This window comes from Burkholderia sp. BCC1998 (assembly GCF_905339875.1).
Lineage (GTDB): Bacteria > Pseudomonadota > Gammaproteobacteria > Burkholderiales > Burkholderiaceae > Burkholderia.
Window position 1 is genome coordinate 69,746 of the sequence record NZ_CAJPHE010000008.1, and the last position, 26,169, is coordinate 95,914.

A 26,169-nucleotide genomic window follows, 5' to 3' on the forward strand; every position below is an offset into this window, starting at 1 on the left:
TTGCGCTCAGCCCTTCGCGGGGGCGAGATCCTTCACGTCGACGGGCTTTTCGCCCATCTGCAGATGCAGCCGTTCGCCGGTGTACGGCGTGTGGCGCTTCACGACGTCCATGTCGAGTTCGATGCCGAGGCCCGGCTCGCTCGACGGGACGATGTAGCCGTCTTCCCAGCGGATCGGCGTCTTCACGACTTCGGCGTGGAAACCGCCCCACGTCATGATGCTTTCCTGGATCAGGAAATTCGGCGTGCAGGTCGCGAGCTGGATGCTCGCGGCCGCGCCCACCGGCCCGTTGTACAGGTGCGGTGCGATCTGCGCGTAGTGCACTTCGGCGAGCGTCGCGATCTTCTTCGCTTCGAGCAGGCCGCCCACACGCGCGACGTTCAACTGCAGGATCGATGCGCCGCCCGCCTGCAGCAACTTGTGGAATTCGTACTTGGTGGTCAGGCGCTCGCCGGTCGCGATCGGAATCGACGTGTGCTTCGCGACTTGCGCGATCGCCTCTTCCTGGCCGGGGGGCACCGGCTCCTCGAACCACAGCGGGTCGTATTTCTCGAGCCGCTTCGCGAGCCGGATCGCCGACGACGGTACCATCTGCCCGTGCGTGCCGAACAGCAGGTCGGCCTTGCTGCCGACGGCTTCGCGCACCTTGCGGCAGAACGTCTCGCAGCGGTCGAGCACTTCGAGCGACAGCTGGTGGCCCGAGTAGGCCGTGTACGGACCGGCCGGATCGAACTTGACGGCCGTGAAGCCGAGCTTCACGTTCTCGGCCGCGCATTCGGCCGCGAGGTCGGGATCGTCGTAGTCGTATTCGCCTTTCGCGTTCTTCGGGTACAGGTACGTGTACGAGCGCAGCCGCTCGTGGATCTTTCCGCCGAGCAGTTCGTACACGGGCTTGCCGGCGGCCTTGCCGATGATGTCCCAGCACGCCATTTCAAGGCCGCTGACCACGCCCATCATCGTGAGATCCGGTCGCTGCGTGAAGCCGCTCGAATAGGCCTGGCGGAACAGCCGTTCGACGTGATGCGGGTCGCGGTTCAGCAGGTGGCGTTCGAACACGTCGTCGATGATCGGCGCCATCGCCTTCGGGCCGAACGTCGCCGAGTAGATCTCGCCGACGCCTTCGATGCCGTCGTCGGTCTTCAGCTTCACGAAGATCCAGTACATCCCGCCGACATGCGGCGGCGGCACGGCGACGATATGGGTTTCGAGCGAAACGATCTTCATGCGGACTCCTGGATACGGTGAATGCGGGTGAGGCGGTATTTGAGGAACGCGGCGGCGCCCGCGCCGCAGAGCGCGATCGCAGCGATGTAGCCGAAATAGAGCTGGTAGCCGTGGGCGCCCGGCCAGGTCTGCGTCACGTAGCCGTTGATCAGCGGCACGAACACGTCGGGCGAATAGCCGAGCACCGAGATCAGGCCGATCGCGAGTCCGGCGCAATGGGTCGGCACCTTGCAGTCGTCGAGCAGCGACCAGTAGAGGCCGCGGATCGCATAGGTGAGGATGCCGATGAACAGCACGAGCACGACGAGCATCGCCTGCGGGCTGTGCGCGGGCGCGGCGATCAGCCCGACGAGCGACAGCGCGGTGAGCACCAGCGCCCAGAACAGCACCGACACCTTCGACACGCGGTCGCCGAGGAAGCCGCCGCCGATGCCGCCGACGGGACGCATCCACAGCTTGAGCGTCGTGATGAAGCCGGCCGCCGTCGCGCTGAGCCCGAAATTGCCTTCATGCAGATAGGCCGAGAAACTGTAGGTCGCCCAGAACACCTGGTAGCCGCAGAACACGATCGCGGCGACGAGCCACAGCTCGGGGATCGCCGCGAGCGTCTTCAGGTCGGTCAGCACGCTGCCTTTTCGGCGTTCCGTCACGGCCTTGCGATCGTCCGCGCCCGCCGGATCCTTCACCAGCGCGAGCAGCACGCCGAGCGCGATGCAGAAGAACGCGTACAGATGCACGACGAGCGTGAAGCCGGCTGCATCGGTGCCGCCACGCGCTTGCGTCATGTAGGCGAACAGCGTGATCGCGATCGTCGCGAGCAGCGCCTCGACGAGCCCGCGGCCGCCGTCGAGCAGCCCGAAGAAACGGCCCTGTTCGTCGGGGCCCGCGATCATGTTCACGCGCTTGATCACGGCGGCCCAGAACGTGAGGCCGGTGGTCAACCCCCAGCCGCCGAAGATCAGCACGAGCGTGTGGAACGACGGCCCGGTCGCGTAGACGAGCCCGAGCGCGCCCGTCGCGAGCAGCGAGAAGCAGATCAGCCAGCGCGGCGACAGGCGGTCGGCGAGCCAGCCGCTCGGCAGGTAGCTGACGAGGAAGATCGTGCCGAGCGACGAATACAGGTAACCGAGCTGCACGTCGTCGATATGGAAAAACTGCAGCATCGTCGGCTGGTACACCTGCCGCAGATACAGCATCGGGTAGATCGCGCCCGCGGCAATCACGAGCAGCAGCAGTTGCAGGTAGCGTTGCGCGCGGGAATGCTGCGACGCGTGAGCGTCGTCGTGCAGCGCGAGCGACGCGGCGGGCGTCGACGGTTGGGTCGGCATGATGTCTTCCTCCATCAGGCGTCCTTGAAGCGGACGCCTGCAGGTTTTTTATGTTCTGGTCGGGTCAGGGGCGGCGCGCGCGGCGTGGTGTCGTGGTGCGCGCGCCGGAAACGGTGCGTTGGTGCGGCGGTGTCAGTACTTCATGACGACGAGGCGCGTCTGCGTGAATTCGAGCATCCCGTGCTTGCCGTCGTCGCCGCCGAGGCCCGAGCGCTTCCAGCCGGCGTGGAAGCCCTGGTACGGATCGGCCGGCGTGCGGTTCACGTACAGCTCGCCGGCCTCGATCGCGTTCGCGACGGTCATCGCGGTGCGGTAGCGCTCGGTATAGAGCACCGACGACAGGCCGAACTGGTGGTCGTTGGCCTGCGCGATCGCTTCGTCGATCGTCGTGTAGCGCAGCACGGGCATGATCGGGCCGAAGGTTTCCTCCTGCACGATCTCCATGTCCTGCCGCACGCCGGTGAGCAGCGTGGCCGGGTAGAAGAAGCCGGGGCCGTCGGGAATCGCGCCACCGGTTTCGAGCGTCGCACCCGCCGCGATCGCACGTTCGACCATCCCGTGGATGTGCGCGCGCGCCGATGCGCTGACGAGCGGGCCCATCCGCGTGGCGTCCTGCGCACGGTCGCCGATGCGCACGGCGGCCATCTTCTCCTTCAGCAGCGCGACGAAACGGTCGTGCACGCTGTCGTGCACGTACACGCGCTCGATCGCCGTGCAGAGCTGGCCGCAATGGGTCGTCTTCGACGCGACGAGCGCGGCGGCAGCGCGTTCGAGGTCGGCGTCGGGCTCGATGATCGCGGGCGTCTTGCCGCCGAGTTCGAGCGACGGCTTCGCGATGTTCGCCTTGCAGTAATCGAGCACCTTGCGGCCCGCGTTCACGCTGCCGGTCAGTGTGATCATCCCGACTGCCGGGTGCGTGCACAGCGCTTCGGCCGTCGCGTGATCCATCGTCAGGATGTTGACGACGCCCGGCGGGAAGCCCGCTTCGTCGGCCGCCTTCGCGATCTCGAACGCGGACACCGGCGTGTGGTTGCTCGGCCGCACGACCACGGTATTGCCGGCGATCAGCGCGGGCGCGACCTTGCGCAGCAGCGTGTAGACGGGATAGTTGAACGGGATCAGGCATGCGACGACGCCGATCGGCTCGCGCTGCAGGAACAGGTTCTCGTCGGGCGTGTCGCTCGGGATGATCTCGCCCTCGATCCGGCGTGCCCATTCGGCGTGATAGCGCGTGATCTGGCCCGCGTAGACGGCTTCGTTCGACGCGTCCTCGATGCTCTTGCCGGATTCCTGCGCGAGCGCCGCGCCGATCTCCGGAGCACGCGCGGTCAGCGCGTCGGCTAAGCGGTGCAGGTACACGGCGCGCTCGGCGCTCGGCAGCTTGCGCCACGCCTTTTGCGCGGCGGCCGCGGCGTCGACGGCGGCGAGCGCGTCGGCCGGCGTCGCGGCCGGCACGCGCGCGAACGGCGCTTCGGTGGCGGGATTGTGGACCACGATGAACGCGTCGCTTTCCGGGGCGACGAAACGGCCGTTCACGTAGTTGCGTTCAGTGCGCATGAAGTGACTCCTCCGATGATTGCGGGCGGATCGCTTCGGGTGGCGACGCGCGCGGTACGGGACAGAGGCCATTCTCTTCATGCGTTTAGTGCACGACAAACGACTTATTTTCGCGTCGAGCATGAGAAAAATGCAAGTTACTCGACCGATCGGCCGGAATCGCGCGTCCGGCAAGGCTGCCGTGGTGCGGGCCGCGAGCGGGACGGGCGGCGGCGGGCCCGCATTTTTCGACTGATCCGGATGCGCGCGCGAGCGGGAGCCGGTAAGGTGTCGGCCGCGGTTGACGCTTCGGCGCGGCGCGGGGCGGTCGGCTACGCTTGGGGCACGGATCGTGTGTTAGGCCAGCGGCACTTGCGGCAGCGGCGACGACGGTTCGAGATGGCGCTTCGCGAGCCACACTTCCTGCTGCAGCCAGTCGCGGAACTGGACGATGTGCGGCAGGTTCGTCTGCTCGGGCCGCGTGACGAACCAGTACGACTGGTGGCCGTCGACGTGTACGTTGAGCACCTGCATCAGCTGCCCGGTCGCGAGTTCGCGCGCGACCATGTGGCGATCGGCGATCGTGATCCCGAGGCCGTCGATCGCCGCGCGGATCGCGTGGTCGAGCAGGTCGAATTCGTAGCCGCCGCGCGTGTCGACGTCGGCGATGCCGGCGGCCTTCAGCCAGTGCTGCCAGGTCAGGTAGCGCTGGTCGTCGGTGGCGAGCACGTGCAGCAGCGTGAAGCGGTTCAGGTCGATCGGCGCGCCGTCCTGCCGCAGCCGCGCATACAGCGCGGGCGCGCAGACGGCGATATGCTGCTCCTGCATCAGCAGTGCGTTGTCGAAGCCGTCCCATTCGCCGTCGCCGAAGCGGATCGCGCAGTCGAGCACGCGCGATTCGCCGAGACTGTCGTGGATGCGGGTCGTGAGGCTCAGCTCGAATTCGGGATGCGCGTCGCGCAGCCGGCCGAGCCGCGGCATCAGCCAGCGCGCGGCGAAGGTGGGCGGCACGTTCGCGCGCAGGCGGTTCAGGTGGGTTTTTTCCTGCAGGCTGCGTACGGTCAGCTCGATCTTGTCGAACGATTGCTGCAGCGCGCGCAGCAGCACGCGGCCGGCCGCCGTCAGTTCGAGCTGGTGATGGCGCCGCTCGAGCAGGGTTTCGCCGAGCTGGCCCTCGAGCTGGCGAACCTGGCGGCTGACCGCGCTCTGCGTCACGTTGAGCAGCTCGGCCGCGCGTGTGAAGCTGCCGGTGCGGCCGGCCATCTCGAAGGCTTTCAGCGCGTTCAGCGCCGGCATCTTGCGTCTCACGGGGCGGTGTCGTGTCTGGTGCGGGATGCTTATTGTAGGCGGGCGGCGCGGGCGCTGGGGGCGATGAATGGATGCGACGAAGGGGGCGGGCCCTCGGGGCTTTTTACGGCGCGGCGGTTGATGCACGTCGTTGCGATGAGACTGCCGGCGGGATGGACGGCGGCGCCGGCCCGCAACAGCACGAACGATACGAACGATACGAACGATACGAACGAAAGGGACACACATCATGCGACGCCTGCCATCGTTGATCGCGCTGCGATTTTTCGAGGAGACCGCGCGTCACCTGAGCTTCAACCGTGCGGCGGTTTCGCTGTGCGTGACGCAGGGGGCGGTGAGCCGGCAGATCCGGCTGCTCGAGGAGGCGCTCGGCGCGCGGCTGTTCGAGCGCGATCACAAGGGCGTGCGCCTGACCGATGCCGGCCAGCGGTTGCTGCCGTTCATCGGGCAGGCGTTCGATACGATCGAACGCGGCGTCGACGAAGTCGCCGCCACGCGGCCGGGTGCGAAGCGGCGCCTGACGGTGTCGCTGCCGCCGACCTTCGCGACGCAGTGGTTTTCGCCGCGGCTCGGCACGCTCGCGCAGGCGCTGCCCGACGTCGAGCTGTCGATCCGCACCGAGCCGGCCGACGACTGCCATTGCCACATCCGCTTCGGGCGCGCGGCGCGCGCGGGAATGCAGTCGGAGCTGCTGATGATGGAACGGCATGCGCTCGTCGGCGCGCCGCGTTATCGCGGCGATGCGCTCGACGTGCTGCTCGGCCGACTGCCGTCGCTGCATGTGCTGCACGAAGGCAAGCGCCTGACGCTATGGGCCGACTGGTGCGAGCAGGCCGGCGTGCCGGTGGCGCGGATCGCCGACGGCATCGAGTTTTCCACGCTCGAACAGGCGATCCGCGCGGCGCGCAAGGGCGCGGGGCTCGCGGTGGTCGACCTGAACATGATCGAGGAGGAGATCGCCGAGGGCAGTCTCGTGCGGCTGTCGCCGGTACAGCCGATCGGACCGTTCGGCTATTGGCTCGATGTCGAGCCGGAGAGTATCGCGGTCGAGCCCGTGGTTGCGTTTGCCGCGTGGTTGCGGGGGCAGGCGGGGCGGAAGGGTTAGGCGGCGATTGTGGGACGCGACTGATCGGAATGCGGGAAAAATCGGATCAGGCCGGGCACTGTCGGACAGTGCTTCCGGCATGGTGTCCGTTAAAGACCGTTACCAACGGGAGACGTAAACGGTCGTTGTCGAGCCGAACCGGACGGCTTTTTCCTGTCGTTGCCGGCTACGCGTCGGGGTCGTGTCCGAAGTGCATGAGTGTCTCCCGGCGGCCGCTGGCTTCGATTTCCGCGATCGATACGACCGGCAACTGGCATTTCGAGAGATCGATACGCCCGACGTTGAAGACGGTGCGTCGCGGCGGGGACGCCGGCATGTCGGCTGGCCGTGTGTCGTGCCCGACGGCGGACTTGCGCATGACGCGCGCCAGGCTTTGATGGAGTTCGTTTGCGACGAGCATGTCGAGGAGTTGCCTGGCTTCGGAGACGAGTGCGAGGCGATGCCGGTTCGCCGGCCGGCCCCGCTTCGCCGTGGCGCGCGCGATCCGGAATCCGGCAATCGGCGTGTGCTTTGCGTTCATTCGTAAATCCCCTTTTCGATCAGGTATCGGTGCAACGCGTGCACGGATGTGCCATGCGGTGCGACGTCGAATGTCATCCAGCGGTGCGATCCCGCCACGCGCCAGAAATCTCGCCCGAATCGCGTCGCATAGAGCGCACGCAGCGACCGGAGCGATCCGTCGGCAAGACCGATCGGGTGCCCCTGGAAATACTGGAACAACGCCGCTTCATCGCTGCACTTGTCGGGAATGGGCGCGTCGAAACCGAACCGTGGCCACGCGTAGTACCCGCATAGCTGGCGCCCGCCCGGTTTGGGCGCTGCTTTCCGGCCCCCCGCTGCAAATGCAATGATTCGGGTGATGCCCAACGTATCAGACGCCCTGACGATGCGCCACAGCATCGCCGCGCCGAGTCCCGCGATTGCGTTGTCGACGAGATCGATTGTCTTGAGTTCGAGTAGGGATGTGTCCGATTCTCGACGCACCGATACGCGGTTCTCGGATCGGATCCACGTGGTGTTCGTGACCGAGAAGGTCAACGAGCCTCTGCTGTCGAGATAGGCTTGAATCTCCGATCCCGTAGGCGCTCCGCACAACGAAACGAGCAGTTCGTCAGAGACGTCGCCGCTCACGCCGAGCAACGCGGAAATGTCGAGGTCGTTTCGATCGATCGCGAGACGATCGTCGAAGTACGTCGCCTCGTACGGCAGAACATGGCAGAGATCGACATGCTGGGCGGGCATGGTTGCGGCCGGAAGAATGGAAAACCCCAGCATATCGCCGCGAATCCGCCGCGCCGAGTCCGCCGAACGGCCAACCGCGAGACGGAACGCCCGCCGTCCCGCCGGCCTTACGACCAGTCGAACGTCAGCAGCGCCGCGCGGCTGACCGGCTCGTATGGCCTGTTGCCCGGTGTAATGCGTGTCCAGTTCCTTGCGAAAGCCTGCGTCGTACGTGTCGGGCGGGTTCTCCGGATAGAAGTAGCGCGGGTCGCCGAGCAACGTATAGCGGTTGTTTTCGTCGAGCCGGAACCCGATCCAGTTCGCGCGCAGATAGTCGTTGTGGCACGCGGCCGTGTCCTGCCCGACGAGCCCGTCATAAGGTTCGACCGGGCTGATCAGGTGGATCCAGCCCTCCCATTACGGATCGACCGCCGACAGGTCGATTGACACGAGCGGATGCAGATGGCGCGCGAGTGCTGCCTGGTGCGCGGCGAAGACGTCGGTGTCCGACGCATAGACCTTCAGGCCGGGTTGTGGCGTGACGATGTCTTCGATCATGATCGGTGTCCGCATGGTGAGCGTTCGGCAAGGCTTCACGCGTGAAGGCGAAAACCGGATGAATGCCGGCGCCGCAGCAGCCTGTCGGAATCAGGTTCCGTTCATCCGCCCGATCGGATGTGAAAGCATTCGCGCTGCCCCTCTGGAGATCGTCTTCCTGATAATAGTTGATAGCCGGGATACGCTTGATGGATCGAATTCAATCCGGTCGGGAGGTCGACATGATCAGTGCGGAACTGGGCCAGCAACTGGAGGCTTATGTCGCGATGCTGGTCGAATCGGGGCGTTACGGGTCCAAGAGCGAAGTGCTGCGCGAAGGCGTGCGCCTGATCCAGGATCGCGAGGCGCAACTGAACGCGCTGGACGCGGTGATCGCGCGCAGCCTGGCCGATGCGCAAGCAGGGCGCGGCGCCGAGGCGGCGGAAGTCTTCGATCGTCTCGAGGCGAAGTATCGGGCGCAGGCGGATCGGCAGGCCTGATCGTGCGCCTGTCCGATTTTGCGATTGCCGAACTCGAAGCGGTCGCCGATTACATTGCACGCGACAACCCGCAACGCGCCGTGACGTTCGTGCGGGAGATTCGCGACAAGTGCATGAGTCTGGCCGCGATGCCGCTGGCGTTTCCGCTGGTGCCGCGCTTCGAGCGTTACGGCGTGCGGCACCGCGTGTATGGCAACTACCAGATCTTCTATCGGGTCGTCGGCGATCCGCCGACGCGGATCGACATCCTTCACGTCCTGCACGGCGCGCGGGACTACGCGTCGATTCTGTTCTGAGCGAACGCGAGCATCTCATCGCGCCCGGAATGAGCGAGCCGCCCGCGACCGAGTCCGACAGAATCGCGCTCGGTGTCGCCGGCGCGCATCGGCGGCGAGTCGAGGCAAAAGCCCCGCGCGCGATGAAGCCGGCGGCCACGCGGCCCGCCACCCTCGTCAATGCCCCGACGCTTCCTCCAGCGTCAGATGCTTCGTCTCCGGCGCCCACGCGATGGACACGATCATCCCCATCAGCAGCACGCCCGCGAGCGCGAACATCGTCGCGTGAAAGCCGAACGTCGCGATGCCGGCCGGCAGCAGGAACGTGCCGATCGCCGAACCGAGCCGGCTGCACGCGATCGCGAGGCCCACGCCGCTCGCGCGCACTTCGGTCGGGAAGCACTCGGGCGGGAACACGCCGACGAGGTTGCTGAACGCCGACATTGTCAGCGTGAAGATCGCGAACGCGACGATCATCGCGACGGCCGCCGTCGACGGCAGCACCGCGAGCGCGACGAGCGACGCGCACGTCACCGCGAACGAGCCGATCAGGAAGCCGCGTCGCGACAGCCGGATCGTCAGCCAGATGCCGATCAGCGCGCCCAGCACGAGAAACGCGTTCAGCAGCAGGTCCGCACCGAAGCCTTCGGCGAGGCCGATCGTCTTCAGGATCGTCGGCAGGAACGTGTAGATCGCGAAATACGGAATCACGAGGCACACGAAGAACGCGCAGTTGAAAAGCGTGCGGCGGATCAGGTCATGCCGGAACAGTCGCGCGAAGCCGGCATTCGCCTGCGGTTCGGCCGAACCGTCGAGCATCACGTGCGGCCCGAAATGTTTCGCGACGATGGCGCGCGCTTCCTGCACGCGGCCCTTGCCGAGCAGCCAGCGCGGCGATTCGGGCGTGCCGATCCGCAGCACCAGCACGATCAGCGCGGGCAATGCAGCCGACGCGAGCAGCCAGCGCCATGCGTCGGGCGCGGCGTCGCCGTACGCGAGGCCGAGCACGTTCGCGGCGACATAGCCGATCGTCCAGATCACGCTGAACGAGCCGAGCAGCGCACCGCGATGCTTGCGCGGCGAGAATTCGGCGAGGATCGCGTGGCCGACGGTGAAGTCGCCGCCCATCCCGAAGCCGATCAGCACGCGCAGCACGCACAGTTCGAGCGGCGACGTGACGAAGAACTGCGCGAACGCGGCCGCCGTGATGATCACGAAGCTCGTCAGGAAGATCTTCTGCCGGCCCATCCGGTCGGACAGCCAGCCGAACACGAGGCTGCCGAAGAAGATGCCGATCAGCGCCGAGCTGCCGATCATCCCCATCCAGAACGCGTCGATCGGCATCTGCCCGCCGAGCGCGGCGAGCGCATAACCGATCGTGCCGAGCGTGTAGCCTTCGGTGAAATGCGCGCCGAACGTGAGGCCGGCGATCTTCACGTGAAAACGGTTGAGCGGCACGTCGTCGAGCGCGACGGGGCGGTGCGGCGCCTCGGCGCCACGCGACAGCGGCAACGCGCGCGCGGTGCCGGATTGAACGTTGGCTGGGGTCAAGCTGCCTCCTGGATTGTCATGCGCGATGCGGCGGCCTGCGCGGGCACGAATGCCCGCGAGCGCCGTGCAAGGCGCCGCGCGCCCGGGCGGCGCGCGGCGCGGATCGACCGCGGGGAGCGGTCAGCGGCCGAGGCCGGCCATCAGCGTGTACTTCAGTTCCACGTATTCGTCGAGGCCGTACTTCGAGCCTTCGCGGCCGAGCCCCGATTGCTTGACGCCGCCGAACGGCGCGACTTCGGTCGAGATGATCCCGTCGTTGACGCCGACCATCCCGCTCTCGAGCGCACCCGACACGCGCCACGCGCGGCCGAGGTCGCGCGTGTAGAAGTACGCGGACAGCCCGAACGGCGTGTCGTTGGCCGCGGCGACGGCCTCTTCCTCGGTCGTGAAGCGGAAGCAGCCGGCGACGGGGCCGAAGGTTTCCTCTTCGGCGATCAGCATGTCGGGCGTCATGCCGGTCAGCACGGTCGGCTCGTAGAACGTGCCGCCGAGCGCGTGGCGCTTGCCGCCGGTGAGCGCGTGCGCGCCCTTCGCGGTTGCATCGGCCACGTGCCGCTCGACCTTGCCGAGCGCCGCCTCGTTGATCAGCGGCCCCTGGTCGACTTCACCGGCGAGCGCGTTGCCGACGCGCAGCGTGCGCACGGCGTCCGCCAGCTTGCGCGTGAACGCGTCGTACACGCCGTCCTGCACGAGAAAGCGGTTCACGCATACGCAGGTCTGGCCCGTGTTGCGGAACTTCGACGCGATCGCGCCCGTGACCGCCGCATCGAGATCGGCATCGTCGAACACGATGAACGGCGCGTTGCCGCCGAGTTCGAGCGACAGCTTCTTCAGCGTGTCGGCCGACTGCTTCGCGAGCAGCTTGCCGACCCGCGTCGAGCCCGTGAACGACAGCTTGCGCACGACGGACGAACTCGTCAGCGTCTCGCCGATCGCGACCGCGTCGCCCGACACGACGTTGAACACGCCGGCCGGCACGCCCGCGCGCTCGGCCAGCACCGCGAGCGCGAACGCCGACAGCGGCGTTTCCTCGGACGGCTTCAGCACCATCGTGCAGCCGGCCGCGAGCGCGGGGCCGGCCTTGCGCGTGATCATCGCGAGCGGGAAGTTCCACGGCGTGATCGCCGCGACGACGCCGACCGGCTCGCGCGTGACGACGATCTGCGAATCCGGCTTCGGGCTCGGGATCACGTCGCCGTACATGCGCTTCGCTTCTTCCGCGAACCATTCGAGAAAGCTCGCCGCGTACGCGACTTCGCCGCGCGCTTCCGCGAGCGGCTTGCCTTGCTCGCGCGTCAGCAGCTCGGCGAGCGCATCGCGATGCTCGAGCATCAGCTCGCCCCAGCGCTTCACGCGTGCGCCACGCTCCTTCGCGGTCAGCGCGCGCCACGCGGGAAACGCGTGCGCGGCCGCGTCGATGGCGCGCTGCGTGTCGTCGGCGCCGCCTTTCGCGACTTTCGCGATCGTCTCGCCGGTCGCGGGGTTCAGCACCGGATAGGTCGCATCGCTCGCGCCATGCGATTCGTGCCATTCGCCGCCGATGTAATGGCCGGTCCTCAGAAATTCGTTCATTGTGTGTCGTTCCTTCAGTGCGTCGGAGCCGCAGCCCTTCAGTCCGTTGCGAAGCTGCCCTGCGCCGGACGCGACGCGCGCGCGATGCGCTTGCCGGCCGTGTAGTCGTTGATCAGGTCGCACGGCGTGTAGTTGCGCTCCAGTTCGTGCAGTTCTTCCTCGGTGAGCTGCGTTTCGAGCGCGCCGAGCGCGCTGTCGAACTGCGCGACGGAATCCGCGCCGACCAGCACGCTCGCGACGCCGGGGCGGCTCAGCACCCACGCCTGCGCGATCTGCGCGGGCGGCACGCCGCGGCGCTTCGCGACCTTCGCGACCGATTCCGCGATTGCGAGCGACGCAGCGTCGCCGTACATCTGCGCGGTGAAGAAGTCGGTCTGGTTGCGCGTGGATTGCGGCTCGCAGGTCAGCAGGCCGCGCGCGAGCGGGCTGAACACCGACACGCCGACGCCCTGGTCGATGCAGTACGGCACCATCTCGCGCTCTTCCTCGCGATACGCGAGGTTCAGCTGCAGCTGCATGTTGATCGGTTTGTCCCAGCCGTTTCGTTCGCAGGCCTGCATGATCTTCGCGAACTGCCACGTGTACATCGTCGATACGCCGATATAGCGCGCCTTGCCCGCGCGCACGATGTCGTGCAGCGCGCTCATGGTTTCCTCGACGGGCGTGTTCACGTCGAAGAAGTGCAGCATGAAGATGTCGACGTAATCCATCCCGAGCCGCGTCAGCGAACCGTCGACGCCGTCGAGCACGTGCTTGCGCGAATGGCCGCCCGCGTTCGGATAACTGCCCATGTCGTAGCCGACCTTGGTCGTCACGACGAGCTCCTCGCGGCGCGCGTTGCGCTTCAGGATGCGACCGACCACTTCCTCGCCGACGCCCGTCGAATAGAAGTCCGCGAGATCGATGAAGTTGACGCCGGCGTCGAGCGCGCGGCGCACGATCGGCTCGCTCTGCGCTTCGTCGAAGATCCAGGGCTTCCATTCCGGGGTGCCCATGTTCATCGTGCCGAGACACAGGCGGGACACCTTCAGGCCGGACTGGCCGAGGCGGACGTATTCCATGTTTCCTCCAGGTGCGGCCTTGTGTCGGCCGCTCGTCGTCGTCAGTTTTTCTTCGGGGTGTAGAACGGGTTCGACACGTCGCGCGCGGCGGCGAATACCGCATCGCGATGCGGCAGTCCTTCCATCGCGGCGACGATCGCGTTGCGGCACGCACGATAGTTGTTCTCGAACACGGCATCGAGGTCGTCGGTCTGCGGGTTCACCCAGTTCGCCGACACGACGACCCAGTCGTTTTCCGCCTCGGGCGGCAGCGTGCCGTTCTCGAGCGCTTCGGCCACCGCTTTCGCGATGCCGGCCTGCGACGCGCCCCACGTGGCGTTGCCGTGGAAATCGCCGGCGATCTGCGCCTTGTTGACGTACAGCGTGAGCGGCTTGGTCGGCACGCCCGGCTGCGCGATCACGACGAACGGCGCATGGCCGGCCGACGGCGTCGCGAGGGCCGTGGCGAACGCCTGGCCCGCCGGGCCGTTGCGCGGGCCGACCAGCACGTTGATGTGCGCGAGGTTGACGCCGGGGCCTTCGAAGCCTTCGCCGATGTAAAGCTGCCTGGGTTGAGATGCGGTCATTGCGGTGTCTCGTCGATGAGGTTGGGAGTGAGGCGATTGTGGTGGGCCGCGGCGCGGCCGGTGAATCGATGTTTTCTGATCGGGCTATGAGTTTTCGTCGTCTCCGGGAATGCCCTGAGCCCGGCGCGCGGACGCCCGCCGGGCGGGCCTCGGCCGGCGTCGTGACGGCGGGCGGGGCGGGATCGGCGGGTGGGCATTCGCGAACCGGCTCCGGGTTTGTCATACCCGGGCAGGGGTTGGAGGGCCGGGCGCTTCCGGACAACAATCGGCGTGCTCCGAGCCCTATCTTTCGTCTTCCCTTCTTTTTTCGAAAGCGAGTAATTCCGATGGCTGCCATTCAAAGGCCCGATTGGTCGAAGCTCAGTTCGCTCGATCCCGAGCTGATCCGCGCATTCGTCGCCGTCGTCGAGAGCGGCGGCTTCACCGCGGCGGCCCGGCAACTGCATCGCACGCAATCGACGATCAGCCTGCGCATCCGCACGCTCGAGGAGCGGCTCGACACGCACCTGTTCATGCGCAACAGCCGGCGGCTCGAACTGTCGCGCGACGGCGAGAATTTCCTGATCCATGCGCGCCGCATCATCCAGGTGCAGAACGACGCGATCCTCGCGCTGAAGCAGGCGAGCAGCGACCGCGGCGTCGTGCGCTTCGGGCTGCCCGAGGACTATGCGGAGCTGTGGCTGCCGGACCTGCTGAAGTCGTTCTATGCGATGCGGCCGGGCGCGCGCTTCCACGTGCATTGCCGCACGTCGCTCGAACTGCTCGAACGGCTGCAGGCCGGCGAGCTCGACGTCGCGCTCGTCGTGCGGCACGGGCCGAACGCGGGCGGGCGGCTGCTCGGCCGGCACGAGGTCGTGTGGGCCGCGCACCGCGATTTCGCGCTCGGCCCGCAGGCGTCGGTGCCGCTCGCGCTGTTTCCGGAGACGTGCTGCTACCGGCAGCGCGGGCTGCAGGCGCTCGCGACGGCCGAGCGGCCGTATCACGTCGTCTATACGAGCCAGAGCCCGACCGGCATCAAGATCGCGGTGAACCACGGCGCGGCCGTGACGATGATCGACCGCTGCACGCTGCCCGAGAACTGGCGCGTGCTCGACGAGACCGACGGGCTGCCGCCGCTGCCGGCGGCCGATCTCGAACTGCATCGCTCGCCGGGCATCTGCGATCCGCTGACCGACGATCTGGTGTCGCTGATCGAATCGATGGTCGACGAGCGGCGGCGCGCGTCGCTCGAAGCGTTCGCTTAGCGGGGCAGGGCGGCGCAAACGCGGGTGAGATTGACGCGAACCGCGGCGCGCGGCCGCAACGCGCGCATGACGATCGCGCGGCCCGCCGCAGATCGCTGTCGTGTTATGTCCCCCGTGCCGTTTTTTGCACGGGCGGCCCGTTTTTTTGCACGACGTTTATCCGGTCTCTTCTAAGCTGGGGACGTGTCGAACAGCCGGGACGGCCTCCGTCCGCTCCATGACCTTCATTCATCCCGTTCCCGCCTGCGATGTCGCCGGCCGCCAGTTGCGCGCCGGCGCACCCAGCAATGTCATTCCGTTCCCGCCGCCGCGCCCGCGCCTGCAGTTGCCCGTCACCATGACGGCCGATTCCGGCGAACGCGCGCACGCCCGGCTCGCGGCGCTGCTGCATTCCCCGCTCGGCGTGTATGTCGTCAGCGCGCGTGCCGTGCGCGACGTGGTCCACGTGCACTTCGACATCGCGCCGGAAGACCTGGATTTCACGCTGCACATGCTGATCGCGCAGCAGGCCGATGCTGTGATCGGGCCGGTCGCGCGCCGATTGCATGTCGGGCCGAACCCACGGTGAAGCTGGGAACGGTTGTTGCTCGTGGGTTGTCGTTCGTTCCTTGATGGCTTGTCCGATCCGCCGCCCGATCGCCGGTCGCCGTGTCGTCCGCCCGCAGGCGGCGAACCGGCGCGCGATGCTGCGTGCGCGGCGCCGATCACGAATACGGAGGAGTCATGGATCTATTGGAAGCCGTACCTGTCGCGCGGCCGGCGAGCGGCCGGTTACGGACGGCGTTGCTGCCGTCCGGCCAGCAACTCGCGCGTCAGCTCGTGACGACGGTGCGCGTGGCCGAAATGCTGCTGCATCAGGCGATCGTCGTGCCCGACCGGCACCAGTGGTCGGTGGACACCGAGCGGGTCGACGCGGCCGGCGGGCCGCTCGAGGCCTGGGAGAGCTTCGTGACCTGGCGGATCGGCAAGGTGTTCGCAGCGTCGGTGAGCCCCGCCGCGCGCGTCAACGATCGCGACCAGGTCGCGGTCGAGATCCGGCTTTGTCTGCCCGAGCAGGACTACGTGGCCGGGCGGCGCGTGAGCACCTTCGGCCGCCGCCACGGCAACCGCTTCGGCGCGACGCTGTCGGTCGTGTCGGGCGCGCAGTGGGGCTGGCAACGCGCGGAGCACGTCGCGCCGGAACACGCGCAGGTATGCGGCGATACGCTGGAAGCGCTCGTCGACCGGGTGGCCGCGAACGTCAATGCGGCGCTGGGCGCGGCCGGGTTCGGCGCGACGCGCTGATCACGCGTCGCCGGTCTGCCCGGTCTGGCGCTGCAGGTCTTCCATCAGCTGTTCCGCGAGAAAGTCGCACGGCGGGCGCTTCGATTTCGTGCTGCGCGCGAGGATCAGTTCGAGCGGCGGCAAATCGGGCAGCCCGTGCGAGCGGCCGAGCATCGACAGTTGCGCGGGAATCGCGCAGCGCGCGAGCGGCGCGACCGCGAGGCCGGCCTCGACCATGCTGAGCAGACCGAGCAGGCTCGGGCTTTCATACGAAGTGCGGAACGGCAGCTTCGCGCGTTCGAGGCTGCGGATCGCGTTCTCGCGCGCGACGCTGCCCGGCATGAACACCGCGATCGGCAGCGGCCGTTCTTCCCATACGCGCGGCCCGTTCGTCATCGCGGCCCATGCCATCGGCTCGTGGCGGATGAAGTCGCCGGACAGCCCCTTGATGCGCGTGCCGCACACGAGATCGACCGTGCCGTCCTTCAGGAGCGGCGCGAGCGCGCTGCTCGGCAACCCGATCACCTGGATCTCGACCTTCGGATAGGTCGCCGAAAATTTCTTCAGCACCGACGGCAGCAGCGACGACGCATAGTCGTCCGGCACGCCGATGACCACCTTACCCGTCACTTCCGGCCGCACCACGGCCGCCCACGCCTCGTCGCGCAGCGCCAGCATTCGTCTGGCGAATCCGAGCAGCACCTCGCCTTCGCGCGTCAGCACGATGCTGCGCGGCTTGCGCACGAACAGCGGCCGGCCGATCGCGTCTTCCAGGCTCTTGATCTGCATGCTCACGGCCGATTGCGAGCGGTTCACCGCTTCGGCGGCACGGGTCATGTTGCCGGTTTCCGCGACGGCGACGACGGTGGCCAGCACGTCGTGATCGAGCATCTTCATCGGTATCAGGAAAACTGAACGTAACGATCAGCATTATGCGTTTTTATTGTCGCTGTGTGTCTGCCATAGTGGCATCGAGCCGGCCGCATCGTTCGATGCGGTGCGGCGATCACGCCGGCCTGCCCGGCACGCAGCGCCGAACAGGGAAGAGTGGTGTACCGATGATGGATCATCCATTGCGTGCCGCACTGGCCGCGGAATTGCATGCGCGGCCGTTCCTGCGGCTCGCCGAAGCCGTGTCGCTCACGCACTACGCGATCTACGCGGACGGCCAGCCCGACATCCACGAAACGCTGCTGCACGCGCTGTGCCGCGACACCGGCATTGCCGCGCCGCAGGACGGCGCGACCCACTACGCGGTGCAATCGCCGGGCGGCTGGTACCTGAAGTGGGAGCGCCACACCGAATTCTCGACCTTCACGTTCGTCGCGCCGCGCCGCGACACCGGCTATTTCGACGATCTCGCGATCGAAGGGATTCCGGCCGCCTGGTTCGCACGGCTCGCGGGCATCCGCTTCGTCGCGGTGCGCATGGAGTTGCTGTCTGGCGATGCCGCGCGGCTCGTGTGCGGCGACCTGCGCCGCTGGATCGACGGGCCCGCGCTCGTCGGCAGCAACGTGCTCGGCGGCGGCAAGGTGTACTGCGACTGGCACGTGCGCGACGACGGCTTCATGCGCTTTCTCGTCGTCGACGAGGATTTCCGCGAGGAGCAGGGCGGCCGCCTGCTGCAACGCCTCCATGAAATCGAGACGTACCGGATGATGGCGCTGCTCGCGTTGCCGGTCGCACGGCGGATGAGCCGCGAGCTCGACGAGATCCACGCGGCGCTGCATGCGCTGATGCAGCGGATGGACGCGGGCGGCGCCGACGGCGACGACGCGGCCTTGCTCGTGAAGCTCACGCATCTCGCGGTGCGGGTCGAAGCGCTGTCGGGGTCCGGCGGCCGCTTCAGCGCGTCGCGAGCTTACGAAAAGCTCGTGCTGGCGCGCATCCACGAGCTGCGCGAGGAGCGCATCGAAGGGATGCCGACGATCGCGGAGTTCATGGAGCGGCGCTTCGCGCCGGCGATGGAAACTTGCCGCAGCGTGTGGGCGCGTCACGAGCAGATCGCCGCGCGGATCGCGCGCGCGGTCGACCTGCTGCGCACGCGCGTGAATCTCGCGCAGGAAAAGGACGTCACGCGCCTGCTGGCGGGCATGGAGCGCACCGCGCGCAACCAGCTGCATCTGCAGCATGCGGTCGAAGGGCTGTCGGTGGCGGCCATTTCGTACTACGTGCTGTCGCTCGCGACCGCGGCGTTCAAGGCGCTGCACGTGATGAACCTGCCGGTCGATCCCGAACTCGCGGAAGGCCTGCTGATCGCGCCGGTCGTGTTCGCGGTGATTCACATCACGCGGCGCACGCGCGCGCAGCTCGCGCGGTCGGAGGCCGCGCATGGCGGCGCAGCCGTGCAAGCGGCGGCGTTGAAACAGGCAAATTGAATCAGAACATCGACGACATATCGAAAGGAGTGGAGATGACTTTTACGCAAACGCAAGCGGGTTTTTTCACTGGCTACGACGCATTCGACGAACCCGGTCGGGATGACGCCGGCGCGCCGGAAGAGGTGCGCGTGACGTCGTATCAGGCCGTGCTGCAGGAGCCGATGACGTCGCTCGTCGGCAGCACGATCGATCGGCCGGATGTCGCGGCCGTGGCGATTCTCGGGTACAACTGACGCCTGGTCGTTTCGCGTCGATTCACGACGTCCGCCGTGGACGCTGCAGGCCCGGCGGCCCCTTCACGTACACCTTCACGCCATGAACGCGCATCCCGCCGTTTCGCTTCAACTGACCGACATCGAGCAGCCGGCCGCACGCGACCTCATCAGCCGCAAGCTCGGCGAGTTCAACCACGCGATGACGGGCCGATCCGACACGGCGGCGCTCGACGTCTACGTGACCGATCCCGCGACCGGCGAGGTCGTGGGCGGCCTCACCGGCCGGACGTCGCTGGGCCTCTTCTTCATCGACCTCTTTTACCTGCCGGAATCGCTGCGTGGCGGCGGTTTCGGCAGCCGGCTGCTGCGCGAGGCCGAAGCGGAGGCGAAGCGGCGCGGGTGTGCGCGCGCCGTGCTGTACACGATTACGTTCCAGGCGCCGGACTTCTACCGGAAGCACGGTTACGAGGCGTTCGGCGAGGTGCCGTGCGAGCCGGAAGGGACGGCGCGCGTGTTCATGGTCAAGACGCTTTGAGCGAGGTAGCCTGACGTTACCGCGCCGGCGTCGCTACCGAAGACCGGCGGGATCGCAGCATGTGCTGCATCGACGGCGACGGGTAGCGCGACGCCGTCCACGCCGACCCGGAGGCATATCGTGACAACGCCACCCGAGCAATACGCCAGACAGTACGTGCGCTTCGAAGACGAACGCACGCGGCCTGTCCGCGACCTGCTGGCCGCCGTGCCGGACACGCCGATCCATACCGCGCTCGACATCGGCTGCGGGCCGGGCAATTCGACCGAAGCGCTGATCGCGCGCGCACCCGACGCGACGGTGCGCGGGATCGACGCGTCGCCGGACATGATCGCGGCCGCGCGCAAGCGCCTGCCCGCGCTGCGTTTCGATCTCGCGGATGTCTCCACGTGGGACGATCCGGGCGGCTACGACCTGATCCTGTCGAACGCGGTGCTGCAATGGGTGCCGGCGCACGACACGCTGTTTCCGTCGCTCGTCGGCCGGCTCGCGCCGGGCGGCCATCTCGCGGTGCAGATGCCCGACAACCTCGACGAACCCGCGCACCGGCTGATGCGCGCGGTCGCCGCGGGGGGGCCCTGGGCGGACAAGCTCAAAGGCGCGGCGCGCACCGAGCGGTTCGACGCGCGGTATTACTACGCGCTGCTGTCGCCGTCGTGTTCGCGGGTGGATGTCTGGCGCACGACCTACTACCATCCGCTGCGCGGCGGCGCCGACGCGGTCGTCGAATGGTTCAAGGGCAGCGCGCTGCGGCCGTTCCTCGCGGCACTCGATGAAGGCGAACGCGACGCGTTCGTCGCGCGCTATCGCGATGCGCTCGCCGGTCCGGATGGCTACCCGTCGCTCGACGACGGCACCGTGCTGCTGCCGTTCCCGCGCCTGTTCATCGTCGCGACGCGGAAGTAAGGCGCAAGCAAAGGCGCAAGCAGGACCGGAGCGGGCGGCGGGTCATCGGTCACGACAGCGGCCGCATCGATTCCGGATCGACCGTCCGGCTCTTCGCGCTTTGCCCGTCGCGCAGATCCTTGTACCAGAAGAGGGCGACTTCCCCGTCGTTCGCGCCGTCGGCGTACAGGAAGCGGTCGTGCCCGCCCACGACGAAGCCCGCCCGCGCGTACGTGCAGCAGGCCGCGACGTTGTTCGCCTGCGTTTCCAGCCGCATGAAGCCGAACCCGCGGCTGCGCGCCCACGCTTCCGCGGCCGCGAGCAGGAACTGGCCGATCCCTTGCCGCCGGCAGCTGCGGTCGACCGCGAGTTCCGCGATCTCGGCCATCCCGTTCCAGCTTTCGGTGATCGCGACGAATCCCGCGAGGCGCCCGCCCGCGCTCGCGCGGAACAGCGCGGTGCCGCCGGACGCCTCGCGCGCCCAGCCGGCCGGATCGAAGCCGTAGTCCTTGCGCTGCACGGGCAGCGCGCGCAAATCGAGCAGATCCTCGTACGGCGCATTCAGCTCCCACGCGATCTCGAACGAAAAGTCGCATCCGTTCAGTTCGTCGGCGGGCAGATCGACCGCCTGTTCGATGCTGATGTGCTCGGCTCGGTCCATGTGTCGGTGTCCTGTCTTCAGCGGGATTGCCTGGTCTTCCCCCGGGGCGGGCGCAGCCGCCTTGCGGCGAGAGCCGGATCGCACCCGTTCCTGTTTTGAATTGATGCGCTCGCACGATGTCTCTTCCCGCGGCGGCGCTCAACGCCCGATTATGCGGGATATCGGCGCGGGCTCATCCGCATCTCGTCTCGTGGCGGAGCGCCGATCCCGGCCATGCCGCGTATTCGTCGGCGAATTGCTTCATTTGGCAGGGCGATGCGATCACGCAACGGATTGCTCATACGGAATCCACACGGCCCGATTGCCGGAGACCCTCATGGGGGCCGCCTCGCGGTTCGACTATGCTGAATTGTCCGCGGCGAACCTGCGATGACGGGAGAGGGCGATGAGCGAACAAGACAACGTGCAACTCGTGCAGCAGGCATACGCGGCGTTCGGCCGCGCGGATATCGAGGGCATTCTGCAGACGCTTTCCGACAGCGTCGACTGGTTCATCCCGGGGCCGGCCGACGTCGTTCCGTTCGTCGGCAGACGACGTGGGCCGCAGGCGGTCGCGGCGTTCTTCGCGGCGCTTGCGTCGGCGCAGACCGCGGAACGCTTCGAGCCGCTCGAGTTCATCGCGAGCGGCAACCGGGTCGTCGTGCTCGGCACGCAACGCTGGCGTGTCCACTCGACCGGGCGCACTTACGAGGACGACTGGGTGCACCTGCTCACGATCGAAAGCGGGAAGATCGCGGCGTTCGTCGAGTATCACGATACGGAGGCCGAAGCGGCCGCGCATCGACGGTGACGGTGCCGAAGATGCGCCGGGCCGCTGTGCCCGGCGGCTTCGGCATCCGGCGCGGCCGGCATGGCCCGCGGTGCCGCGCCCGCCCGCCGGGGATGGTGCCGCCGGCGGCCTGAACGGCCGCGCAGGTCAATCGATCGCGCGCATCGCGTGGCGCAGTTCCTGGTAGCTGCGCAGGCCCGTCACGCCGAGTTCGCGGCCGATTCCGCTGAGCCCGAAGCCGCCCCAGCACACATGCGGGTAGATGAGTTGCGGCGCGTTGATCCACACGAGCCCGGCACGCAGGCGTGCCTGAAACTGCTTCGCGATTTCCGCGTCGCGCGTCACGACGGTCGCGACGAGCCCGTAGCGCGTGTCGTTCGCGAGCGCGATCGCCTCGTCGTCGGTACGGAACGACTTCACGCACGCGACCGGGCCGAACACCTCGTCGGTCCACAGCAGGTTGTCGGCGGCCGGCTCCGCGACCACGACGGGCGCCATGAAGAAGCCATTGCCGCCGGCTTCGGCGACGCGCCCGCTGAACGCGACGCGCGCGCCCGCCGCGATGCCTTGCGCGAGCATCGCCTCGACGCGCGTGCGCTGCGCGGCCGAGATCATCGGCCCCATCGCGACCTCCGCGGTGGCAGGCGGCGCGACGACGAGCGCACGCACGGCCGTCTCGAACGCGGCCATGAAGCTGCGATAGAGGCTGTCGTGCACGAGGATGCGCGCGGTGGCCGAGCACATCTGGCCCGCGTTCGTGAAGGCGCCGGCGACCGCGAGCGACACCGCGGCGTCGAGATCGGCGTCGTCGCGCACGATCAGCGACGACTTGCCGCCGAGTTCGAGCGTCACGCGCTTCATGTCCTCGGCCGCGGCCTGCATGACCTTGCGGCCGGCGGCCGTGCTGCCGGTAAACGAGATCTTGTCGATCAGCGGATGCGCGGTGAGCGCCGCGCCGACCTCGGCGCCGCCGTTCACGACGTTGACGACGCCGTCCGGCACGCCGGCTTCGGCGATCAGGTCGAGCAGCGCGTGCTCGGCCGGCGACGTCAGTTCGGACGGCTTCAGCACGACCGTGCAGCCGGCCGCGAGCGCGGGCGCGAGCTTCCACGCGGTCGTGACCATCGGGAAGTTCCACGGCACGACCAGCGCGGCGACGCCGACCGCGTCGTAGAAGCGCTCGGCCGCGACGGTGTCGCTCGGCAATGCGACGGGCTCGGCCTCGAACAGCGCCGGGTTCCCGCACAGCGTCGCGTAATACGCGAACGTCGCGGCGACGTCGCCGACGTCGGCGTCGGCCTCGAACGGCGGCTTGCCGCTCACCTGCATCTGCAGTGTCGCGAGCCGCTCGCGGTCGGCTTCGACGCGCTCGGCGAGCGTCGCGAGCAGGCGGCCGCGCTCGGCGGGCGGCGTCTCGCGCCAGCCGGCGAACGCGTCGCGCGCGGCGCGGACCGCGGCGTCGACGTGCGCGGCCGTCGCGAATTCCTGCCAGCCGATCGTCGCGCCGGTCGACGCATCGAAGATCGGCGCGCCGGCTTCATCGGAATGCGTGCGCACGGGCTGGCCGGCGATGCGCGCGGCGGGCAGCACGATGGCCGCGGCGGAAGGGGAAAGCTCGGCGGTGGACATGAACGTGTTCCTGTCGATCGGATTAGCGGTAGGCGACGCCCGGCATCACGCAGAGCATCTCGAATGCGAGGTTCGCGCCGACGAGCGCGGTGGTGCCGGTCGGATCGTACGGCGGCGACACTTCGACGAGATCCGCGCCGACGATGTTCAGCCCCTTCATCCCGCGAATGATCTCGAGACCCTGCTGCACCGACAGGCCGCCGATTTCCGGCGTGCCGGTGCCGGGCGCGAACGACGGATCGAGACCGTCGATGTCGAAGCTGAGATACACCGGCGTGTCGCCGACGCGTTCGCGCACCTGCGCCATCAGCGGCGCGAGCGACCGGTTCCAGCATTCCTCCGCCTGCACGACGGTGAAGCCCTGCTGGCGGCACCAGTCGAAATCGTCCGCGTGATAGCCGGTGCCGCGCAGGCCGATCTGCGTGACCTTGTCGCATTGCAGCAGGCCGTCTTCCACCGCGCGGCGGAACGGCGTGCCGTGCGCGATCTTCTCGCCGAACATCGTGTCGTTCACGTCCGCGTGCGCGTCGACGTGCACCACGGCGACCTTGCCGTATTTCCTGTGCAGCGCGCGCAGGATCGGCCACGCGATCGTGTGGTCGCCGCCGAGCGTGATCGGCCGGCAGCCGTTCGCGACGATCTCGTGATACGCGTGCTCGATGCGGCGCACCGAATCCTTCAGGTCATACGGGTTGGTCGCGACGTCGCCGATGTCGGCGACCTGCAGCGAATCGAACGGCGCCGCGCGCGTGGCCATGTTGTACGGGCGCAGCAGCACGGATTCGGTGCGGATCTGGCGCGGGCCGAAGCGCGAACCCGAGCGGTTCGACGTGCCGAGGTCGAGCGGCACGCCGACGAAGCACACGTCGAGGCCGTCGGTCGTGTCGGCCTGCGGCAGGCGCATCATCGTGGCGATGCCGCCAAAGCGCGGCATCTCGTTGCCGCCCATCGGCTGGTTCAGTTCGCGGTGCATGGGGCCGTCTCCTCTTTATGGTGAAAAGCGATCGGCCGATGGTAGAGGAGAACGCGGGCGCGAAGATCTTGAAGTCGCAACGTTTACATCGACGGGTCTCGATGCGAACGGCGCCGCCGCATCGACGCGGCGCGACCGGATCAGCCGGCGATCGCGGGCGGCGTGCCGGCGTCGTCGCCGTCGTCGCCTACGTGGTCACGCATTGCGGCCGCAGGAAACGCCGGCACGGCCGAGCCCCACGCAGCCAGCTCGCGCTTCGTGCGCACCCCGAGCTTCGCGAACGCACGCTTCACGTACGACTCGGCCGACGCGACGCGCACGCCGAGGATGTCGGCGGTTTCCGGCACGGTCTTGCCGGAGATCAGGTGCTTGCAGGTTTCGTATTCGCGCTTCGACAGCTTCACGCCGTCGGCCGCGATCCGCGCGTCGAACTGCGCGAGCGGATGCACGTCGGGCGTCGGGTGCGCGATGCGGCGCGCGGCGGTGGTCGACGCGTGCAGCTCGAGCAGCGGGAACAGCACGTCGCTGATGCTGCGAAAGCGGTTCATTTCGGCGAGCGTGAACGGCGGGCGGTCGCGGCCGCGTTCCAGCGCGATCGAATGCTGCGCATAGCGGGTGCCGCGCGCGAGCACGCATTCGTGGCCGATATGCACGTCGTCGAACAGCCGCTGGCGGAATTCGCCGGGCGGGATCGCCGCGATGTCGCGCACGACCAGCATCGTGCCCGTCTTGCCGCGCAGCCCCGCGAACAGCGGGTCGCTGTCGAGAAAGCGCTCGTAGTAGAGCGTCATCACGTCGGAGATCTCGGCGGTCGCGGTGCCGATGCCGCTGCTGCCGATCCATTCGCAGCGGTAGCCGGTGGGCATCGTGCCGTCGACGCGCGAGCGCTCGACGTGCGCGACGTCGAGCGGCACGACGTCGTTCAGCAGTTGCGTGAGACGCGGCACGAAGTGCGGCGTGCCGACCGTCTCGATCAGCTCGCCCAGCGCCTTGAACGACACGTTGAAGCGATCGGTGTCGCGGTGGAAGGGGTTCACGTTGAGCAGCATGCGGTTCCCCGGTGAAAAGCGGCGGCGATTCTAGCGTCCGAAGTCAAAAACGTCATTAGGGGGAAATACGGTACGGAGTCCTGCGACCCTGCGCGCCGCGGAAAACACGGTTTGTCCCCCCCGCAGGGGGGCATACCGGGGCAGTGTAAATGAGTAACTTTGTCTCTGCTTTTTTCAATCGAGAGACGAAAGATTCAAATGACCAAACTGATCAAGGACATCCTGCCGCTGGGCGCAGGCGTGGGCGAATTCACGAAGCTCGACTTCGGGATGGACGAAAGCGACTGGCGCGCGGCCGAAGGCAAGAGCGGCAGCTACCTCATCGGCTGGTGGGAAGGCAAGGTCGGCTCCGTGGAGTTCCCGGAAACCGCGGCGGACGAAGCGGTGTGGCTCGTCGAGGGCCGGATCGCGCTGACCGATGTCGAAGGCAACCGCAAGGAATTCACGCCGGGCCAGGGCTACCTGCTGCCGGCCGGTTTCGCGGGCCGCTGGGAAACGATCGAGGACGCGAAGAAGTTCTACGTGCTGCTCGAGAAGTCGTGATGCGAGCGGCCGCCGTGGCGTCGTCGTCAGGTTGACGCGAGGCCCGGCGGCGGCGTTTTCGATCGACTGCAGGCGACGTGCGTCGCGCGGGTGTCGAAGGCACGCGTCGCGGCTTGCGGTGCATCGCGCCGATGGTCGCCGTCGGCGCGACCGAGGCAACCGCGGCGACCGAGGTAATCGGCGCTCGCTGAATTCGGCACGCCGTGCACGCATCGCATGCGCGGGCCGCGATCACGTG

28 protein-coding genes are annotated in these 26,169 nt (G+C 67.8%); 12 read left to right on the forward strand and 16 right to left on the reverse strand.

Going from position 1 to position 26,169, the window contains the following annotated elements:
* Positions 1-6: 6 nt before the first annotated feature.
* The 4 genes from U5A56_RS16235 to U5A56_RS16250 form a co-directional block, all read right to left on the reverse strand.
* On the reverse strand, positions 7-1,224 hold the full coding sequence (locus U5A56_RS16235; RefSeq protein WP_321923376.1) for a mandelate racemase/muconate lactonizing enzyme family protein: 1,218 nt from the start codon (positions 1,222-1,224) through the stop codon (positions 7-9).
* A complete protein-coding gene (locus U5A56_RS16240; protein WP_321923378.1) occupies positions 1,221-2,552 on the reverse strand; it encodes an MFS transporter in 1,332 nt (443 codons plus the stop codon). Before U5A56_RS16240 ends, U5A56_RS16235 begins: the two co-directional genes overlap by 4 nt.
* Before the next feature lie 132 nt (positions 2,553-2,684).
* Positions 2,685-4,109, reverse strand: a complete 1,425-nt coding sequence (aldA, locus tag U5A56_RS16245; RefSeq protein WP_044848047.1) for an aldehyde dehydrogenase — start codon at positions 4,107-4,109, stop codon at positions 2,685-2,687.
* A 336-nt stretch (positions 4,110-4,445) separates the two neighbouring features.
* Positions 4,446-5,384 (reverse strand): LysR substrate-binding domain-containing protein, encoded by a 939-nt coding sequence (locus U5A56_RS16250; RefSeq protein ID WP_011356424.1) that lies wholly within the window; start codon positions 5,382-5,384, stop codon positions 4,446-4,448.
* Between the two features lie 241 nt (positions 5,385-5,625).
* On the opposite strand from U5A56_RS16250, the gene U5A56_RS16255 reads away from it, so the two are divergent.
* A complete protein-coding gene (locus U5A56_RS16255; protein ID WP_321923380.1) occupies positions 5,626-6,501 on the forward strand; it encodes a LysR family transcriptional regulator in 876 nt (291 codons plus the stop codon).
* 166 nt (positions 6,502-6,667) lie between these two features.
* Here U5A56_RS16255 and U5A56_RS16260 read toward each other — a convergent pair whose 3' ends face one another.
* The 3 genes from U5A56_RS16260 to U5A56_RS16270 form a co-directional block, all read right to left on the reverse strand.
* Positions 6,668-7,021 (reverse strand): hypothetical protein, encoded by a 354-nt coding sequence (locus U5A56_RS16260; protein ID WP_044848049.1) that lies wholly within the window; start codon positions 7,019-7,021, stop codon positions 6,668-6,670.
* Positions 7,018-8,001 (reverse strand): hypothetical protein, encoded by a 984-nt coding sequence (locus tag U5A56_RS16265; protein WP_235879191.1) that lies wholly within the window; start codon positions 7,999-8,001, stop codon positions 7,018-7,020. Before U5A56_RS16265 ends, U5A56_RS16260 begins: the two co-directional genes overlap by 4 nt.
* Before the next feature lie 138 nt (positions 8,002-8,139).
* A complete protein-coding gene (locus U5A56_RS16270; RefSeq protein WP_193759804.1) occupies positions 8,140-8,280 on the reverse strand; it encodes a hypothetical protein in 141 nt (46 codons plus the stop codon).
* 221 nt (positions 8,281-8,501) lie between these two features.
* Between U5A56_RS16270 and U5A56_RS16275 the strand changes: the two genes are divergently transcribed.
* A complete protein-coding gene (locus U5A56_RS16275; protein WP_321923579.1) occupies positions 8,502-8,759 on the forward strand; it encodes a type II toxin-antitoxin system ParD family antitoxin in 258 nt (85 codons plus the stop codon).
* Complete coding sequence (locus tag U5A56_RS16280) at positions 8,756-9,055, forward strand: type II toxin-antitoxin system RelE/ParE family toxin (protein ID WP_044848069.1); 300 nt, start codon at positions 8,756-8,758, stop codon at positions 9,053-9,055. Before U5A56_RS16275 ends, U5A56_RS16280 begins: the two co-directional genes overlap by 4 nt.
* A 156-nt stretch (positions 9,056-9,211) precedes the next feature.
* Here U5A56_RS16280 and U5A56_RS16285 read toward each other — a convergent pair whose 3' ends face one another.
* The 4 genes from U5A56_RS16285 to fae all read right to left on the reverse strand — a co-directional run bounded on the left by U5A56_RS16285 (position 9,212) and on the right by fae (position 13,784).
* On the reverse strand, positions 9,212-10,546 hold the full coding sequence (locus tag U5A56_RS16285) for an MFS transporter (protein WP_321923580.1): 1,335 nt from the start codon (positions 10,544-10,546) through the stop codon (positions 9,212-9,214).
* A 159-nt stretch (positions 10,547-10,705) separates the two neighbouring features.
* On the reverse strand, positions 10,706-12,157 hold the full coding sequence (locus U5A56_RS16290) for an NAD-dependent succinate-semialdehyde dehydrogenase (RefSeq protein WP_044848052.1): 1,452 nt from the start codon (positions 12,155-12,157) through the stop codon (positions 10,706-10,708).
* Positions 12,158-12,195: 38 nt separating this feature from the next.
* Entirely contained in the window at positions 12,196-13,218 is a 1,023-nt protein-coding gene (locus U5A56_RS16295; RefSeq protein WP_044848053.1) for an aldo/keto reductase, read from the reverse strand.
* Positions 13,219-13,259: 41 nt separating this feature from the next.
* On the reverse strand, positions 13,260-13,784 hold the full coding sequence (gene fae, locus U5A56_RS16300; RefSeq protein WP_031397394.1) for a formaldehyde-activating enzyme: 525 nt from the start codon (positions 13,782-13,784) through the stop codon (positions 13,260-13,262).
* Positions 13,785-14,110: 326 nt separating this feature from the next.
* Between fae and U5A56_RS16305 the strand changes: the two genes are divergently transcribed.
* The 3 genes from U5A56_RS16305 to U5A56_RS16315 all read left to right on the forward strand — a co-directional run bounded on the left by U5A56_RS16305 (position 14,111) and on the right by U5A56_RS16315 (position 16,312).
* Positions 14,111-15,028 carry a LysR family transcriptional regulator gene (locus U5A56_RS16305; RefSeq protein WP_044848054.1) on the forward strand — a complete coding sequence of 306 codons (918 nt, stop codon included), beginning with the start codon at positions 14,111-14,113 and terminating at the stop codon, positions 15,026-15,028.
* A gap of 217 nt (positions 15,029-15,245) precedes the next feature.
* Positions 15,246-15,596 carry a hypothetical protein gene (locus tag U5A56_RS16310; protein ID WP_321923582.1) on the forward strand — a complete coding sequence of 117 codons (351 nt, stop codon included), beginning with the start codon at positions 15,246-15,248 and terminating at the stop codon, positions 15,594-15,596.
* A gap of 155 nt (positions 15,597-15,751) precedes the next feature.
* Positions 15,752-16,312, forward strand: a complete 561-nt coding sequence (locus tag U5A56_RS16315) for a hypothetical protein (protein ID WP_321796248.1) — start codon at positions 15,752-15,754, stop codon at positions 16,310-16,312.
* Here U5A56_RS16315 and U5A56_RS16320 read toward each other — a convergent pair whose 3' ends face one another.
* The gene (locus tag U5A56_RS16320; protein WP_044848057.1) at positions 16,313-17,188 is read right to left on the reverse strand and encodes a LysR family transcriptional regulator; all 876 of its coding nucleotides are present in this window, start codon (positions 17,186-17,188) and stop codon (positions 16,313-16,315) included.
* Between the two features lie 161 nt (positions 17,189-17,349).
* Between U5A56_RS16320 and U5A56_RS16325 the strand changes: the two genes are divergently transcribed.
* From U5A56_RS16325 to tam, 4 genes are all read left to right on the forward strand, one after another.
* Positions 17,350-18,669 carry a DUF3422 family protein gene (locus tag U5A56_RS16325; RefSeq protein WP_124520830.1) on the forward strand — a complete coding sequence of 440 codons (1,320 nt, stop codon included), beginning with the start codon at positions 17,350-17,352 and terminating at the stop codon, positions 18,667-18,669.
* Between the two features lie 35 nt (positions 18,670-18,704).
* A complete protein-coding gene (locus U5A56_RS16330) occupies positions 18,705-18,905 on the forward strand; it encodes a hypothetical protein (protein ID WP_321796649.1) in 201 nt (66 codons plus the stop codon).
* An 82-nt stretch (positions 18,906-18,987) separates the two neighbouring features.
* Positions 18,988-19,422 (forward strand): GNAT family N-acetyltransferase, encoded by a 435-nt coding sequence (locus tag U5A56_RS16335; RefSeq protein WP_044848060.1) that lies wholly within the window; start codon positions 18,988-18,990, stop codon positions 19,420-19,422.
* 120 nt (positions 19,423-19,542) lie between these two features.
* The gene (gene tam / locus U5A56_RS16340) at positions 19,543-20,328 is read left to right on the forward strand and encodes a trans-aconitate 2-methyltransferase (protein ID WP_321923384.1); all 786 of its coding nucleotides are present in this window, start codon (positions 19,543-19,545) and stop codon (positions 20,326-20,328) included.
* A gap of 49 nt (positions 20,329-20,377) precedes the next feature.
* On the opposite strand, the gene U5A56_RS16345 is transcribed toward tam, so the two are convergent.
* Complete coding sequence (locus U5A56_RS16345) at positions 20,378-20,968, reverse strand: GNAT family N-acetyltransferase (protein WP_321923385.1); 591 nt, start codon at positions 20,966-20,968, stop codon at positions 20,378-20,380.
* A gap of 385 nt (positions 20,969-21,353) precedes the next feature.
* On the opposite strand from U5A56_RS16345, the gene U5A56_RS16350 reads away from it, so the two are divergent.
* Complete coding sequence (locus U5A56_RS16350) at positions 21,354-21,758, forward strand: nuclear transport factor 2 family protein (RefSeq protein WP_321923387.1); 405 nt, start codon at positions 21,354-21,356, stop codon at positions 21,756-21,758.
* Between the two features lie 126 nt (positions 21,759-21,884).
* Here U5A56_RS16350 and U5A56_RS16355 read toward each other — a convergent pair whose 3' ends face one another.
* The 3 genes from U5A56_RS16355 to U5A56_RS16365 form a co-directional block, all read right to left on the reverse strand.
* Positions 21,885-23,366, reverse strand: a complete 1,482-nt coding sequence (locus U5A56_RS16355; RefSeq protein ID WP_321923389.1) for an aldehyde dehydrogenase family protein — start codon at positions 23,364-23,366, stop codon at positions 21,885-21,887.
* Between the two features lie 22 nt (positions 23,367-23,388).
* Positions 23,389-24,339, reverse strand: a complete 951-nt coding sequence (speB, locus tag U5A56_RS16360) for an agmatinase (protein WP_321923391.1) — start codon at positions 24,337-24,339, stop codon at positions 23,389-23,391.
* Between the two features lie 140 nt (positions 24,340-24,479).
* Complete coding sequence (locus U5A56_RS16365) at positions 24,480-25,388, reverse strand: helix-turn-helix transcriptional regulator (protein WP_321923393.1); 909 nt, start codon at positions 25,386-25,388, stop codon at positions 24,480-24,482.
* Between the two features lie 198 nt (positions 25,389-25,586).
* Here U5A56_RS16365 and U5A56_RS16370 point away from each other — a divergent pair, with 198 nt between their 5' ends.
* The gene (locus U5A56_RS16370; RefSeq protein ID WP_124487026.1) at positions 25,587-25,931 is read left to right on the forward strand and encodes a cupin domain-containing protein; all 345 of its coding nucleotides are present in this window, start codon (positions 25,587-25,589) and stop codon (positions 25,929-25,931) included.
* Positions 25,932-26,169: the final 238 nt, after the last annotated feature.